Source organism: Desulfuromonas acetexigens (assembly GCF_900111775.1).
In the GTDB taxonomy this organism is placed as follows: domain Bacteria; phylum Desulfobacterota; class Desulfuromonadia; order Desulfuromonadales; family Trichloromonadaceae; genus Trichloromonas; species Trichloromonas acetexigens.
In genome coordinates, this window is the sequence record NZ_FOJJ01000013.1 from 1 (window position 1) to 14,545 (window position 14,545).

Here is a 14,545-nt window from a genome sequence, read left to right on the forward strand (position 1 = left end):
AAGAGTAAAGCGACACGCTGATGGTCAAAAAACGAATTAATTTGGTTCTGACATGAAACAGTCTCTGCTACACTCTGATCCAAAGCGTCATCTCCTGAGGGTAGATTGGTTGTTTGGCGACAACCCATTCTATTACAGTTGATGGCGCTTTTGTTTAATTATTTCAGATATTTATTTTTTGTGCGTGCCTGCGAAAGTTGAGTAAGTATCCCGAAGATCAATTTCCTGAGCGGGAGCGATGACCAGGCGAATGACGGCGGATCGTACGTCGGTGGGAACTTGCCGCAATTCTTCGGTGAACTGAAACCACGCCGCTTGTGAATAGATCGCCAGTCTGCCGGGGTGCGATGACCTGGTGACAATGACTACCCCTCCCGTAAGGGTCGCAAGGAGCTTTGGAACCACATAGCCTCGTTCCGTTTTTTCCAGCTGAAACCACCCCAGTTCGAATCCGGCAGGCTCCGAGGCAAAATCGGGGAGAACCGGAAAAGCCACAGGCTTGGGACGCGGGGCGACCAGGCAAACGCATCCCGCCATGGCCCCGATAATTCCTTTGAGAAATGAACGCCGTCCGGTCATGACCTCCTCCTGGTTGATGTTTCGGGCATCTGATCCATCGTCGACAGCGGTTCTCAACCCCTGCCCCCGCCTTGAATTCCCGAGGGATTTCCCTCGCTCCAAGCCGCTTATGAGCGCCGGCCCTTCCCCGCCGACCGCGCCTGCAGATAGGCCTTCACCGCCCTGTCGGCCACGCCGGAAATATCCTCATCCGTTAAACCATTGACGACGACCCCACAAAGCTCCACGAGAAATTCCACACATTCCAGATGCCCACCCCTTACTGCCGACCTGAAGGCCTCGTCCCTTTTCGCATGGGCATCGGCACCCAGGGCCACGGCCGTTTCCAGCATGCTCAGATTTCCAACCCTGGCCGCATGGCGCAGTGGATAGGAATCGTCCGCCCGGATGTCCACTTTTTCGGTTTGCGACAGATAACGAACGATTTCATGATGGCCTTCAATGACCGCATGACGAAGCGGGCTGTCGTCATCGGAGGCCAAACCGACTTCTCCCATCAGGTACTTAACCAGCGGCAAATGACCGCTGCCGCAGGCGCTGGTCAAATCCACGGCCGTGAGCACATGGCGATTCGCCCCTTGGGCCAGCAGAAGCCTTACTACTTCCACGTGACCACGCAAAACGGCCCAGCGGAGAGCGCGGTTGTCCCGGGCTTCGACGTCGCATCCCTTTTCCAGCAAAAAACGGACGGACGCCATCCGCCCCGAGGCGGCGGCATGGTGCAACGCCGCCCCCTCCCAGGCGTCAACAGCCAATCCGTAGTCCTCCACCAGAACCTGGAGCAGTTCGGTTTTTCCCCTTTCGGCGGCCACGACCAAGGCAAAATCATGCTGGGAGTGTGGATCGACGCCTCTGGCGACAAGGCTCTTGACTAAGCCAGGATCGCCTTGACGGCAGGCGTCGAAGAATTCCTTGAGCCGATCCATGATCCCCCCTGTGGCACAGGCTTGCCGCCACTCCATTCACGTGATTGCTCTTGTTCGCGAATAGGATACTTCGTTGAGGCGACAGATTTTGACGCACAAAAAGGGCTTCTTTGCCATGCCGTGCCCGGGCCGCGATGCGCCAGCTTGGGCATGACGTCGGGGTTACGGCATTTGCTTACGTTTTCCTTGAGGCGAGGTTGACTAACCGGTATGCCGGTTATATTCTTGATTCACTCCTCTGGTAAATCGGTGAAAAAATGGAAACAGCTCGTCTTCTCGAAATATTGGCCAGCTACAATCGTTTCTGGACGACCGGCAAGCTCGAGGCGGGGATCTCCCGGGATTTGTTGCCTCGTTGCCTGTCCCAGGCGGACAGCCGGGAGGTTGTGGTCCTGAAAGGGGTTCGACGCTGCGGCAAGTCGACGCTTTTGGCGCAGGTGATGGAGGCCCTGCTCGGGCGGGGAATCCGGCCGCAGCAGCTCTTGCGGATCAACCTGGAGGAGCCGCTCTTTGCCGCCGAGGCGTCGGTGGAGCTTCTGGAACAGATCTACCGCACCTGGCGCGAACGGGTCTGCCCGGAAGAGAAGGGCTATCTCTTCCTCGACGAGATCCAGAACATCCCCGGCTGGGAGGCCTGGGTGCGCGGTCGCAGCGAGACCGAGGAGGTGAAGATCTTTGTCACCGGCTCTTCGGCCCGGATGCTCTCCCGCGAGATCGGCACCAAACTGACCGGTCGACAGGTCTCCTTCGAGGTTTATCCGTTGTCGTTCAAGGAATTCCTGCGCTTCAATGGGATTGAAGTTCGTTCCGAGCTCGAATATCTCGCTGAGAAGACCCGCATCCGCCATCATTTTCATGATTATCTCAAATACGGCGGATTTCCCGAGGTGGTCCTGAAGGAAAAAGACGACGACCGGGAGCTGCTGTTGAAAAATTACTTCGAAGATATTCTGTACCGGGATATCGTCACCCGTCATGAGATTCGCGACGTGGCCAGTCTGCGCAATCTGGCGGTCTTTTTGCTGACCAACAACACCCGGCCGACCAGTGTCAGCAAGCTGAAGGGCAATTTTTCCATCTCGCAGGATAAGACCGAAAATTATCTCTCGGCGATTCTGGAAAGCTATCTCACCTTCCAGTTACAGAAATTCGGCTGGTCCCTCAAGAGTGTCCAGCGGGCCGGATTCAAGCCCTACGCCATCGACACGGGGTTGCGTAACCGGGTGGCGTTTTCCTTTTCGGCCGATGCCGGACGTTTGGTCGAAAACGTTATCCATAATCAGCTGCGGCGGTGCCATGAGGAGATTTACTTTGGCGCCGAGGGTGGCGAGACCGACTTCGTCGTCAAGGAGGGGACGGCGATCACTCGGCGGATTCAGGTCTGGTACGAGGAGAATCCGCGGGCGGAAATTCCCGAGCGCGAAGTGGCCGTGTTCAGGGATTTGCCGGAGGATGGGGCGGAGTGCCTGGTGCTTACCAACGACCTGGAGACGGTCATTGCGGCTGGAGGTACAGCGGTGCGTTGCTTGCCGGTCGTGAAGTATCTGCTGCTGGGATCGGCATGATGCGTTGACGCCGGGGCTTTGGGGCGGTTTAACCAAGACCGGTTTCCCCCTCTTTGCTCCCGCCTAGTTGTTTCCCGCGACCCAAACGCGCTGTCCCTTTGGCCGACGATTTTTCCCTTTTCGGGAAAGAAACCCCGGCGGCGACGGTCGCCGAGAATTTTCCGCGCGTTTTTGCTGCGCCAATCCCAGGAGTTGATGTTGTTCAATTTTCGCGATTTCAGTTATTCGTTGTGGTGGAACCTGTTTTTGATCGTGGTCGGATCGCTCATTCAGGCCATCGGCTTCAAGGCGATTTCCACCGCCCACGGCTTCGTGCCGAGCGGTCTCTTCGGCGTCGCCGCCCTCTTCGAATATAAAACCGGGCTGCTCGACGCCGGCTCCTGGTACCTGTTGCTCAACATCCCCATGTTCATCATCGGTTACCTGCTCATCGGCAAGCGTTTTCTCGGCTACAGTTTCGTGTCAATGATGGTGATCTCTTTGGCCTACTCGGGGATCGATTTCCAGATCGATCTGCAGAACCAGCTCTACGCCGCAGTATGTTTCGGCGTGCTCGTCGGCACCGGCGCCGGGATTGTGTTGCGTTCCCTCGGTTCCAACGGCGGCCTCGATGTCATCGCGGTCATCCTCAATCAGCGCTACAACGTCGGCGTTGGCAAGACCTACTTCATCTTCAACCTCGTCCTCTTTTCCTTCAGCTTCGCCAGCCTTGACAACGACCTGGTCATCGCCTCGCTGATCGCCGCCTTCGTTGCCTCGGTCTCCGTCGAATACAGCCTCTCCCTCTTCAACCAGCGCAAGCTCTGCCTGATCATCTCCGGCAAAAGTGCCGAAATCGCCGATCAGGTGATGGAAAAGTTCAAGGTCGGCGCGACCTTCCTCGAAGGAGTCGGGGCCTACAAGAAAGAGCCGCGCCGGGTGTTGATGGTGGTGACCAACAACATCCAGCTCAAGCGGCTCGAAGAGATCATCTTCACGATTGATCCCCATGCCTTGTTCATTGTCGAAAACACCTTCAACGTCATCGGCTCGACCTTCTCGCGGCGCAAGATATACTGATCGGGAACCTTGCCGGCGCACGATGCGCATGGAGGAAATTCGAGAGGAGAAACAAACGATGAAACTGGCTGAACTTTTCGCAAACGACGGTCTCGGGATCATGGCCACCGCCGGCGCCGACGGCGGCGTCAACACCGCTGTTTACGCCCGCCCCCATGTTATTGATGAAACGACCCTGGTCTGGGGGATGACCGAGGGGCGCAGTTTTCGCAATCTCTCGCAAAATCCGAAGGCCGCCTTTCTCTTCAGGATCGACCAGCCGGGCTACCGGGGCGCGCGCCTCGCCCTGGAGCTGATCCGCAGCGAGGAGGAGGGGGCGATGCTGACCCAAATCAAGGAGCGGGCCGCCACTGTCGTTGGCGCGGGAGCGGGTCTGGCCGTCACCCATGCCGTCTGGTTCCGGGTGGTGGAGGTCCGGCCTTTGGTCTGAACGGGGGAAGAAACGAATGCACCACAGGGCCACGGAGATCTCAGAGTAAAGGCCAGGAGTGGTGAGGCCTTCTCCGCGATTTACGAGGCGAAAGCCGTTCATAAAATGATTTTTTCAAGGGAGAAACCACATGCAACTGGGGATGATCGGCATCGGCCGCATGGGCGGGGATATGGTACGGCGGCTGTTACAGCGGGGGCACGAATGCGTGATCCATGCCCGCAAGCCGGAGGCGATGGCGGAGCTGATCGCCGAGGGGGCGACGGGGAGCGGCTCGTTGACCGAGCTGGTGGAGCGGCTTGCTCCGCCCCGGGCGGTGTGGCTGATGATTCCGGCGGCGGCGGTCGACGGCGTGATCGCCGAGCTGGCACCCTTGCTGGCGCCGGGGGATATGCTCATCGACGGTGGCAATTCCCACTATCACGACGATCTGCGCCGGGCCGGAGAACTGGGCGGGCGCGGTATCCGCTATCTCGATGTCGGCACCAGCGGCGGGGTCTGGGGGCGGGAGCGGGGCTATTGCCTGATGATCGGCGGAGAAATGGATGCGGTGCGGCGGCTCGATCCGATCTTCGCCGCCCTGGCGCCGGGCAAGGAGGCGGCGGCACCGACGCCGGGGCGCGCCGGGACGGGGACGGCGGAGCAGGGCTATCTGCACTGCGGCCCGAGCGGCGCCGGGCATTTCGTCAAGATGGTGCACAACGGCATTGAATACGGGCTGATGGCGGCCTACGCCGAAGGCTTTAATCTGCTGCGCCACGCCAATGACGGCGACTCGGCCCGGGTGGCGGACGCGGAGACGGCGCCGCTGCGCCATCCCGAGCATTTCCGCTACGATTTCAAGCTGGACGAGATCGCCGAACTGTGGCGGCGCGGCAGCGTCATCGGTTCCTGGCTGCTCGATCTCGGCGCCCGGGCGCTGACGGAAAATCCCGTGCTCGACGGCTTCGCCGGGCGGGTGGCCGATTCCGGCGAGGGGCGCTGGACGATCCAGGCCGCCGTCGACGCCGGGGTGCCGACGCCGGTGCTGAGCGCCGCCCTCTATGAGCGCTTTGCCTCGCGGGATCGGGACGATTTCGCCAACCGCCTGCTCTCGGCGTTGCGTCGGCAGTTCGGCGGTCACCAGGAACCGCCGGCGGAGGGAGGCACCCATGCCGCACAGCATCCGGCTTGATCCGACCATCCTCGTCATCTTCGGCGCCGGGGGGGATCTCGCCTGGCGCAAGTTGATTCCGGCACTCTACAACCTGGGACTGGACAAGCTGCTGCCCGAGCGCTTCGCCATCGTCGGCGTCGGCCGGCGGCCGCTGCCGGTCGACGAGTTCCGCGCACGTCTGCGCCAGGGGATCGAGCAGTTCTCCCGCCGGCCGCTGGCGGACGAGGAGCTGTGGCGGCGTTTCGCCGACAACATCCGCTATGTGAGCGAGGATCTCGCCGATTCCGCCTCGGGCGCCGCTCTCGACGCCTGCCTGAACGAATTTCAGAGCAGCTGGGGGACGCGGGCCAACCGTGTCTACTATCTCGCCGTCCCTCCCGGCGTCATGGCCTCGGCGGCGGCGATGCTCCAGCGCCTCGGCGTCTGCCGCGACTGCGTTCACGACCGGCTGGTGATCGAGAAGCCCTTCGGCCGCGACCTGGAAACGGCCCGGGAGCTGAACGGTTTTCTCGGCGCCCTCTTCGCCGAATCGCAGATCTACCGCATCGATCACTACCTGGGGAAGGAGACGGTGCAGAACATCCTTGCTTTCCGTTTCGCCAACTCCCTTTTCGAGCCGATCTGGAACCGCCGCTACATCGACCATGTGCAGATCACCGTCGCCGAGACGGTGGGCATCGGCGACCGGGGGGACTATTACGATCAGGCCGGGGCGCTGCGCGACATGGTTCAGAACCATCTGCTGCAGATTCTCTGCCTGGTGGCGATGGAGCCGCCAATCTCCTTCGACGCCGAGGAGATCCGCAACAAGAAGGTCGACGTGCTGCGGGCGATCCGCCCTCTGGCGACCGGGGAGATTCATCGCGCGGCGGTGCGCGGCCAATACCGCAAGGGGCAGGTGCTGGGGGAGGCGGTGCTGGGCTATCCCCAGGAGCGCAAGGTTGCCCCCGATTCGGCCACCGAAACCTATGTCGCCCTCATGTTTCACATCGACAACTGGCGCTGGCAGGGGGTGCCTTTCTACCTGCGCACCGGCAAGCGTCTGCCGACCAAGGTTTCGGAAGTGAACGTCATCTTCCGCTCTCCCCCTCATCAGTTTTTCCCCTCGGCGGCGGTGGAGAGCTGGCAGCAGAACCGCATCGTCATCCGCATCCAGCCCGAGGAAGGAATCGGCACCCGCATCCAGGTGAAACAGCCCGGTACCCGACTGCTGCTGGGGACGGCGGATATGCACTTCCACTACCGCGAGGCCTTCAAGGTTGCCCCCCCCCGAAGCCTATGAAACCCTGCTGCTCGACGTGATTCGCGGCGACGCCACCCTCTTCATGCGCGCCGATCAGGTGGAGAGCGCCTGGCGGGTGGTCGCGCCGATTCTGGAAGCCTGGGAGGCGGTGCCGCCGGCGGACTTTCCCGACTATCCGGCGGGGAGCTGGGGGCCGGAGGCGGCCGAGCTGATGCTCGCTCGCCAGGGTCACACCTGGCTGCAACCGACCGAGGCGGAGGAGGAATGATTCGGGTTTTCGCCGATGCCGAGGAGCTGGCTCGGGGGGCGGCCGCGCTCTTCGCCGAAGAGATCAGCCGGGCGGTGACGGGGCGGGGACGGGCGTCGGTGCTGCTGGCCGGCGGCGAAACCCCGCGGCGCACTTACGAAATGCTGGCCGGGGAGCCGCTGCGCACGACCATCCCCTGGGATAAAATCCATTTCTTCTGGGGGGATGAGCGCTGCGTTCCCGCCGACGATCCGCGCAGCAATCAGGCCATGGCGCGGGAAAGTCTGCTCGATCGGGTGTCGGTGCCGCCGGCAAATATTCATCCCATCGCCTGTGCCGACTCCCCCGAACAGGCCGCCGACGCTTACCAGCGCGCGTTGCAAGATCACTTCGCCGGCGACCCGCCCCGTTTCGACCTGGTCTTCCTCGGTCTCGGCGCCGACGGCCACACCGCCTCCCTCTTCCCCGGTTCTGCAGCCCTCGCCGAACAAACGCGCTGGACCGCCGTTGTCCATCGCCCCGGCGACGCCTTTCCCCGCATCACCCTGACCCTGCCCCTGCTCAATCAGGCCCGAAGGCTTCTTTTTCTTGTCAGCGGTCAGGGCAAGTCGGCGATGCTGGCCGAGATCGTTCGTCGTGTTTCGGCTTCCGTGCCGCTCTATCCGGCGCAACGGGTACAACTCCATAACGGCGAAGTCAGCTGGTTCGCCGATCGCGCGGCCGCCGGTTGCTAAGGTCTTTCGCAAAAGCCACTTCGGAATTTTTTCCCCAAATGAATACAGGTGTCGATCATGGATGAGAAACCACAGGCCGAAACCGCCACCCCTGACTATCATGCCCTGACGGCGGACGCCGTGCTGGAGAAGCTGGAGGCGAGCGCCGACGGTCTCCCCGAAACGGAAGTCGCCCGCCGTCGGGCGGAGTTCGGACCCAATCTGTTGCCGAGCGCCGAGGCGGAAGGCCCCTGGAAAATTTTCTGGCGACAGATCCACAACCCCATCGGCTGGCTGCTGATCGGCGCCGGAGCGCTGGCCCTGCTCCTCGGTAAACCGACCGATGCCTTGGTCGTTTTCGGCGCGGTGGGGATCAACGCCGTGATCGGCTTCATCCAGGAGTTCCGGGCGGGCAAGGCGATCGACGCCCTTGCCGCAATGATCCCCACCGCCGCGACCGTGCTGCGCGGCGGCCAGGCCCAGGCGGTTTCCGCCGTCGATCTGGTCCCCGGCGATGTGGTGACGCTGCAGAGCGGCGACAAGATCCCTGCCGACCTGCGTCTGCTACGGGTCAAGAACCTGCTGGTCGAGGAGGCCGCTCTCACCGGTGAATCGCTGCCGGTGGCCAAGCGCGCCGAAGCGGTTGAGGCCGACGCGCCCCTGGGCGACCGCCTCGGCATGGCCTACAGCGGCACGCTGGTGGTGCAGGGAACCGCCACCGGGGTGGTGGTCGCCATCGGCGGCGCCACCGAACTGGGGCGGATCAACGCCCTGCTCAACCAGACCCGGCAACTGGAGACGCCGTTGACCCGGCAACTGGCCAAGGTCAGTTCGGGGATTACCGTCGCGGTGCTGGCGGTGGTGGCGGTGCTGATCGGCTTCGGCATCTGGGTCAAGGACGCCCCCGTCGGCGAGGCCCTGATGGTCGCGGTCTCCCTGGCGGTGGCGGCGATCCCCGAAGGGCTGCCGGCGGTCATCACCATCTGCCTGGCTATCGGTGTGCGGCGCATGGCCGACCGCAATGCCGTCGTCCGCCACCTTCCCGCCGTGGAAACCCTCGGTTCGACCACGGTGATCTGCTCGGACAAGACCGGCACCCTGACCCGCAACGAGATGACCGTGCAGGTCGCCTGGCTGGATGGCCACGAATACCGCTTTTCCGGCATCGGCTATGCCCCGGAAGGGGAAATTTCCCACGACGGCCGCATCGCCGAACCGACACCGGCGCTCTTCGGGCTGCTGCGCACGGCGCTGCTCTGCAACGACGCGGTTCTGCGTTTCGAGGAGCAGAGCTGGACGATCACCGGCGACCCGACGGAAGCCGCCCTGGTGGCGGCGGCGGCCAAGGGAGGGTTGGATGCCGAGGCGATGCGCGGGCGCCATCCGCGGCTGGATGTCGTCCCCTTCGAGTCGGAGACCAAGTTCATGGCGACTCTGCACCGGTTGGACGAGGGGACGGTGATCCTGCTCAAGGGGGCGCCGGAAACGGTGCTGGAACGGTGCGCCCTGGACGCGGAAGAGCGGGAACGGATTCTCGAGGTCATGGATACCTACGCCCGCCAGGGGCTGCGTGTCATCGCCCTGGCTCGCAAGGAGGCGCAGGGGGCGGAGCAGATCGCAGAGGAGGCGGTGGCCGAAGGTTTCGTCTTCGCCGGGCTGCTGGGCATGATTGATCCCCCGCGCGGCGAGGCGATGGACGCCATCCGCCTCTGCCGGGAGGCGGGCATCACGGTGAAGATGATCACCGGTGATCATCCGACGACCGCCGAGGCCATCGGTCGCCAACTCGGCCTTCTGCACGGGGAGCAAGGCGCCCTGCGCGGCCGCGATCTCGACGACCTTGACGAAGGGGGTTTTCGCCGGGCGGCGCTCGAGACCCACGTCTTCGCCCGGGTCGCGCCCGAGCATAAGCTGCGGCTGGTCGAGGCCCTGCAGAGCGAGGGGCAGGTGGTGGCCATGACCGGCGACGGGGTCAACGACGCCCCCGCCCTCAAGCGGGCCGACATCGGCGTCGCCATGGGCATCACCGGCACGGCCGTTTCCAAGGAGGCGGCCAAGGTCGTGCTGATGGACGACAACTTCGCCTCCATCACCGCGGCGGTGCGGGAAGGGCGGCGGGTCTACGACAACCTGATCAAATCCCTGGCCTTCATCCTCCCCACCAACCTCGGACTGGCCTGCATCCTTTCCGTCGCCATGTTCTTCTTTCCGACAGTGACTGTCGACGGGGTGAACGAGCTGCTCATGGCCATGTCCCCCAGCCAGACCCTGTGGATCAATCTCATCGCCAGCGTCTCCCTTTCGGTCCCCCTGGCCTTCGAGGTGCTGGAGCCCGACGCCATGCGCCGTCCCCCCCGCGCCCCGGACGCGCCGGTCTTTTCCCGTTTCATCGTCACCCGGCTGGTGATCGTCGCGCTGCTCATGACCGCCTGCGCCTGCGCCCTCTTTCTCTGGGAATACTTCCGCATCGTCGGGCCCGAGCCGGTGACCGCAGCCCGCCACGCCTACGCCCTGGCCGAAGCTCAGACCCTGTGCGTGACCGGCATCACTTTCACCCAGATCTTTTACCTGCTCAATTGCCGTTCTTTGCGCGACTCGCTCCTCTCCCTGGGGATCTTCAGCAACCCCTCGATTTTTATCGGCATCGGGACGTTGCTGCTGATGCAGGGTTGCTTCGTCTATCTGCCCCCCTTGCAGAAAATTTTCGGCTCGGCCCCCCTCGATGGCTGGGCCTGGCTCACGGCGATGTTGGCCGGGGCGGTGGTGCTGCCGGTGATTTCGCTGGATAAGTGGCTGCGGCGCGAGGCGAGGGCGAAGTAAGACGAAAAGCAACCCCCCTCGGCCTCCCCTTATCAGGGGGGAGGGTCAATCTTCTGTCACGCAGGGGAGGGGAAAGAGGAAAGGTCTGGCCCGGCTCAGGCGATTTCGAGGCCTTCGCCCGCTTCTTCGTAGGTGATACCGTCGCGGATGTGGTAGATGCGTTTGAAGGTGGGGATGATCTTCTCGTCGTGGGTGACGACGATGATCGCCGTTTCGAATCGCCGCGCCATGTCGTTGAGAATGCGGATGACCGCCAGGGCCCTTTCGCTGTCGAGGGGGGCGGTCGGCTCGTCGGCGAGGATCACCGGCGGGCGGTTGACCAGCCCCCGGGCGATGGCCACCCGCTGCTGCTCGCCGCCGGAAAGCTGGGCGGGCATGGCCTTGGCGCGGTGGGCGACGTCGAGGGCTTCGAGCAGTTCCAGGGCGCGGCGGCGGGCTTCGCCGTTGGGCACCCCGGCGAGCATCGGCAGTAGGGCGACGTTGTCGGTGACATCGAGAAAGGGGATGAGATAGGGGGCCTGGAAGACGAAGCCGATGTGGTCCCGGCGCAGCTCCCGCAGATCCCGAACCTTCCAGCCGTTATCGTAGATCACCCGGTCGCCGAGGGTCATCCGGCCGGCGGTCGGTTCGATGACCGCCCCCAGGCATTTGAGCAGGGTGCTCTTGCCCGATCCCGAAGGACCGATCAGTCCCACCACTTCCCCCGGCGCCACGCGCATGTCCACGCCCTTGAGGGCATCCACCGCCGTATCCCCCTTGCCGTAGCGTTTTTTCAAGCCTTCGATACCGATTCCCTGGCCCGTCATCTCAGCCTCCGATCGCTTCGGCCGGATCGACCTTGAGGGCGGCGCGGATGGCGATGAGGCTCGACAGCACGCAGATCGCCACCACCACGAAGAAGCCCCGCAGCGAATCGAGGGGCATCAGCAGCACGTATTTGGGGAAGTGCGGGGCCCAGAAGGTCGCCACGATTTTGCCGACGACGAAGCCGATCAGCCCCAGGGCGACCGCCTGTTGCATGATCATCGCGGCGATGGTGCGGTTTTTGGTGCCGATCAGCTTGAGCACGGCGATCTCCCGAATCTTGCCCAGGGTGAGGGTGTAAATGATAAAAGCGACGATGGCGGCGCTGACGATGGAGAGGATCACCAGGAAGGTGGCGATCTGCCGGGCCGAGGTGGCGATCAGCTTGCCGACGAGAATCCCTTCCATCTCTTTCCGGTCATAGACCTGCAAGCGCTTCCAGCGGCGGATGGTTTCTGCCGTGGCCGCTCCGTCCGCCCCCGTTTCGAGTCGCACCAGCACCGCATTGACGTTGCTGTTGGCGCTTTGCGAGGCATTGATCGCGGCGAGCAGTCCCGGCACCCCCGGTCGATTGAAGGCGGGGTTCTCGGCGGTTCGCCGGCGCTGCTGGCGGATAGCGTCGTTATCCTTGAGAAATTGCGCCTCCTGGGCATCCTTGAGGGGAATGAAGACCATCGGGTCGCCGTTGGAGGAGACCATGCGCCGGGTCAGGCCGACGACGGTGTACTGGTTGCGACGGATCCGCAGGCGGTCGCCGAGCTTGAAGCCGGTGGCGATGTCGGCCACCGCCTCGTAATGGCCGCGGGTGATCTGCCGACCGGCGATAAGGAAGGGGGGCCAGCCGGGGGTGCCGGGGGCGCCCGCCGCGATGCCGCTGACCATGGCGCGCACGTCCACCGAGCCCCGGCGCACCTGCATCGTCAGATAGGTGACGTTGGCCGCTTCCGCCACCCCCGGCAGCCCGCGGATGCCGCGCCAGAGGTCGTCATAGATGCTCGACGATTCGGCGTAGGGGCCGAGGGTGTCCTGCTGCACCACCCAGAGATCGGCGCCGCTGTTGTCGAGCAGCGCCTTGGCGTCGTCGACCATGCCGCGATAGATCCCGGCCATGGAAAGGGTGACGCCGATCAGCAGCCCCAGGCCGACACCGGTGAAGACGAACTTCCCCCAGGCATGGAGGATATCCCGCCCGGCCAGGCTGATCATGGCCGGATCTCCAGCAGATCTTCCACCTCTTTCACCCGGCTGCGCGGGCTCAAGGGGGCGCGGCTGTAGACCACGATGCGATCGCCGACGGCAAGCCCCCGGCGCACTTGAACCCAGCCATCCAGGTCCGCTTCGCCCAGTTCCACCGGCGCAAATTCCGGACGCTCATCGACGACCCGCCAGACCCCGAGCTCGTCGTCACGACGCTGGATGGCGGCGTTGGGAATGGCCGGAGTGGCGGGCAGCGGCGGCAGGTCGACGGTCACTTCCGCCAGTTCCCCGAGGGGCGGCAGGGGGTCGGGCAACTCGGTGAAAACCACCTTGGCCAGCAGCTCCTCGGTGACGGCGTCGGCCAGGGGCTCCAGGCGCAGCACCTTCCCCGGCAGCCGCATCTCATCCCCGCGCGAGCGCAGGACGATGTCGGCGGCCAGTCCGACGGCCAGGCCGCGAGCGTTGATCTGATCGAAGCGGACATCGATCCACAGGCTCTGCGGATCGATCAGTTCCAGCACCGCCTGCCCGGCGACGACCGAAGTGCCAGGATCGATCTCCCGTGCCGCCACCAGCCCGGCGACGGGCGCTTCGAGGCGCAGATGGCCGCGCTGCGCCTCCAACGCCTCCAATTCGGCCCGCAGTCGGACCAGCTCTTCCCGCGTGCCGTTTAGGGCGGCCTCGGCGATGCGCAGCTCCGAGCGCTTGCCGGCGACGATCTCCTCGCTGACGGCACGCTCCGCCAGCAGCGGTTCATAACGGCGCGTCTGACTCAGAGCGTAGTCGTGGCGCGCTTCGGCTTCCCGCGTCCGTGACTCGGCGCTCTTCAGCGCCGCTTTCTGGGCGCGGACGCGCTCGTCGAGATCGACCGGGTCCATTTCGCCGAGCAGCTGTCCCGCTTCGACCGCCTCCCCCACCTCGACCGCCAGGCTTTTCAGCCGTCCCGGCGCCGTTGGGCCGATCTGGTAGCGGTAGCGGGCTTCCACCGTGCCGATGCCGAAGAGTCCCGGGGCGACGCTTCGTTCTTCCACCGCCGCCACCGTCACCGGCACCGGCGCCAGCGGCCCGCTGCGCAGGGCGACGTAGACGAAGAGGGCGAGCAGCGGGATGATTACCGCAAAGAGGGCGAGGGTACGGAGTTGCATGGGCAGGCGTTTCATGATGGGCTCCCGATGGCGCGACGGTAGAGGGCAAAGACGCGGCGGGCGTCGCGGCGGAGGTTTTCGATCTGTCCGGCGAGCAGCGACTGCATGACCAGCCCCTGGATGGAGCCGATGAAGAGCAGGACGGCGGCCTCGGTTTCGACGGTTTTATCCAGCGATCCCTCTTCTTTGCCCGCGTCGATAATCTGACGCAGGCGCTCGCCATAACGGCGGACGAGGGTGCGCGCCAGCCGTTTGGGGGCCGATTCTCCGGCCCGTTGCAATTCGCCGAAGAGCATACGCGGCACCCCGGGATGGCGGGCGACGAACTCGACGTGGGTCATAAAGACCGCCTCCAGGGCCGCCGCCGGCGAGGGGGCACCGGCCGCCGCCTCTTCCACCCGCGCCAGCAGGCGCTCCGACACCCATTCCATGACCGCCTGCAAGATAGCGTCCTTGTTGGGAAAATGGCGAAAAAGCGCGCCCTGGGTAAGGCCCATGCGGCGGGCGATGGCGGCGGTGGTGATGTCGCTGGGATTCTGCTCGGCGGCCAGTTCGATGACCGTCTCGACGGTCAGCTCGCGGCGTTCTTCTGCCGGCAGATGTTTGCTGTTCGCGGTCACGGGGACCTCCAAAGTAAGTAATCGATTACTTACTTTATTCC

At 64.0% G+C, this 14,545-nt stretch carries 12 protein-coding genes and 1 pseudogene; 7 read left to right on the forward strand and 6 right to left on the reverse strand.

Annotated elements, in window-relative coordinates:
- Positions 1-171 precede the first annotated feature (171 nt).
- Together BQ4888_RS08475 and BQ4888_RS08480 are read right to left on the reverse strand one after the other, a co-directional pair.
- Positions 172-579 (reverse strand): twin-arginine translocation signal domain-containing protein, encoded by a 408-nt coding sequence (locus BQ4888_RS08475; protein ID WP_092056405.1) that lies wholly within the window; start codon positions 577-579, stop codon positions 172-174.
- A 107-nt stretch (positions 580-686) separates the two neighbouring features.
- Positions 687-1,505, reverse strand: a complete 819-nt coding sequence (locus tag BQ4888_RS08480) for an ankyrin repeat domain-containing protein (RefSeq protein WP_170232988.1) — start codon at positions 1,503-1,505, stop codon at positions 687-689.
- Between the two features lie 257 nt (positions 1,506-1,762).
- Here BQ4888_RS08480 and BQ4888_RS08485 point away from each other — a divergent pair, with 257 nt between their 5' ends.
- From BQ4888_RS08485 to BQ4888_RS08515, 7 genes and pseudogenes are all read left to right on the forward strand, one after another.
- Entirely contained in the window at positions 1,763-3,070 is a 1,308-nt protein-coding gene (locus tag BQ4888_RS08485; protein ID WP_092056409.1) for an ATP-binding protein, read from the forward strand.
- Between the two features lie 195 nt (positions 3,071-3,265).
- On the forward strand, positions 3,266-4,129 hold the full coding sequence (locus BQ4888_RS08490) for a YitT family protein (RefSeq protein ID WP_092056411.1): 864 nt from the start codon (positions 3,266-3,268) through the stop codon (positions 4,127-4,129).
- A gap of 58 nt (positions 4,130-4,187) precedes the next feature.
- Entirely contained in the window at positions 4,188-4,559 is a 372-nt protein-coding gene (locus BQ4888_RS08495) for a pyridoxamine 5'-phosphate oxidase family protein (protein WP_092056413.1), read from the forward strand.
- A gap of 130 nt (positions 4,560-4,689) precedes the next feature.
- Positions 4,690-5,733 (forward strand): phosphogluconate dehydrogenase (NAD(+)-dependent, decarboxylating), encoded by a 1,044-nt coding sequence (gnd, locus tag BQ4888_RS08500; RefSeq protein WP_092056415.1) that lies wholly within the window; start codon positions 4,690-4,692, stop codon positions 5,731-5,733.
- A pseudogene (zwf, locus tag BQ4888_RS08505) lies at positions 5,711-7,226 on the forward strand (glucose-6-phosphate dehydrogenase). Before gnd ends, zwf begins: the two are co-directional and overlap by 23 nt.
- Positions 7,223-7,939: a 6-phosphogluconolactonase gene (pgl, locus tag BQ4888_RS08510; protein ID WP_092056416.1), complete on the forward strand. Its 717-nt coding sequence runs from the start codon at positions 7,223-7,225 to the stop codon at positions 7,937-7,939. Before zwf ends, pgl begins: the two are co-directional and overlap by 4 nt.
- Positions 7,940-7,996: 57 nt before the next feature.
- Positions 7,997-10,738: an HAD-IC family P-type ATPase gene (locus tag BQ4888_RS08515; RefSeq protein ID WP_092056418.1), complete on the forward strand. Its 2,742-nt coding sequence runs from the start codon at positions 7,997-7,999 to the stop codon at positions 10,736-10,738.
- A gap of 95 nt (positions 10,739-10,833) precedes the next feature.
- On the opposite strand, the gene BQ4888_RS08520 is transcribed toward BQ4888_RS08515, so the two are convergent.
- The 4 genes from BQ4888_RS08520 to BQ4888_RS08535 are packed head-to-tail and all read right to left on the reverse strand — an operon-like array spanning position 10,834 to position 14,504.
- On the reverse strand, positions 10,834-11,544 hold the full coding sequence (locus BQ4888_RS08520; RefSeq protein ID WP_092056420.1) for an ABC transporter ATP-binding protein: 711 nt from the start codon (positions 11,542-11,544) through the stop codon (positions 10,834-10,836).
- Position 11,545: 1 nt separating this feature from the next.
- Positions 11,546-12,748, reverse strand: a complete 1,203-nt coding sequence (locus BQ4888_RS08525; RefSeq protein ID WP_092056421.1) for an ABC transporter permease — start codon at positions 12,746-12,748, stop codon at positions 11,546-11,548.
- Positions 12,745-13,899 carry an efflux RND transporter periplasmic adaptor subunit gene (locus BQ4888_RS08530; RefSeq protein WP_092056422.1) on the reverse strand — a complete coding sequence of 385 codons (1,155 nt, stop codon included), beginning with the start codon at positions 13,897-13,899 and terminating at the stop codon, positions 12,745-12,747. Before BQ4888_RS08530 ends, BQ4888_RS08525 begins: the two co-directional genes overlap by 4 nt.
- Positions 13,896-14,504 carry a TetR/AcrR family transcriptional regulator gene (locus BQ4888_RS08535; RefSeq protein WP_092056424.1) on the reverse strand — a complete coding sequence of 203 codons (609 nt, stop codon included), beginning with the start codon at positions 14,502-14,504 and terminating at the stop codon, positions 13,896-13,898. Before BQ4888_RS08535 ends, BQ4888_RS08530 begins: the two co-directional genes overlap by 4 nt.
- Positions 14,505-14,545 lie beyond the last annotated feature (41 nt).

Excerpts from the sequence above, each read along its gene's own strand:
- BQ4888_RS08475 (WP_092056405.1), bottom strand. The coding sequence starts at position 579 with ATGACCGGACGGCGTTCATTTCTCAAAGGAATTATCGGGGCCATGGCG.
- BQ4888_RS08480 (WP_170232988.1), bottom strand. The coding sequence starts at position 1,505 with ATGGATCGGCTCAAGGAATTCTTCGACGCCTGCCGTCAAGGCGATCCT.
- BQ4888_RS08485 (WP_092056409.1), top strand. The coding sequence starts at position 1,763 with ATGGAAACAGCTCGTCTTCTCGAAATATTGGCCAGCTACAATCGTTTC.
- BQ4888_RS08490 (WP_092056411.1), top strand. The coding sequence starts at position 3,266 with ATGTTGTTCAATTTTCGCGATTTCAGTTATTCGTTGTGGTGGAACCTG.
- BQ4888_RS08495 (WP_092056413.1), top strand. The coding sequence starts at position 4,188 with ATGAAACTGGCTGAACTTTTCGCAAACGACGGTCTCGGGATCATGGCC.
- gnd (WP_092056415.1), top strand. The coding sequence starts at position 4,690 with ATGCAACTGGGGATGATCGGCATCGGCCGCATGGGCGGGGATATGGTA.
- pgl (WP_092056416.1), top strand. The coding sequence starts at position 7,223 with ATGATTCGGGTTTTCGCCGATGCCGAGGAGCTGGCTCGGGGGGCGGCC.
- BQ4888_RS08515 (WP_092056418.1), top strand. The coding sequence starts at position 7,997 with ATGGATGAGAAACCACAGGCCGAAACCGCCACCCCTGACTATCATGCC.
- BQ4888_RS08520 (WP_092056420.1), bottom strand. The coding sequence starts at position 11,544 with ATGACGGGCCAGGGAATCGGTATCGAAGGCTTGAAAAAACGCTACGGC.
- BQ4888_RS08525 (WP_092056421.1), bottom strand. The coding sequence starts at position 12,748 with ATGATCAGCCTGGCCGGGCGGGATATCCTCCATGCCTGGGGGAAGTTC.
- BQ4888_RS08530 (WP_092056422.1), bottom strand. The coding sequence starts at position 13,899 with ATGAAACGCCTGCCCATGCAACTCCGTACCCTCGCCCTCTTTGCGGTA.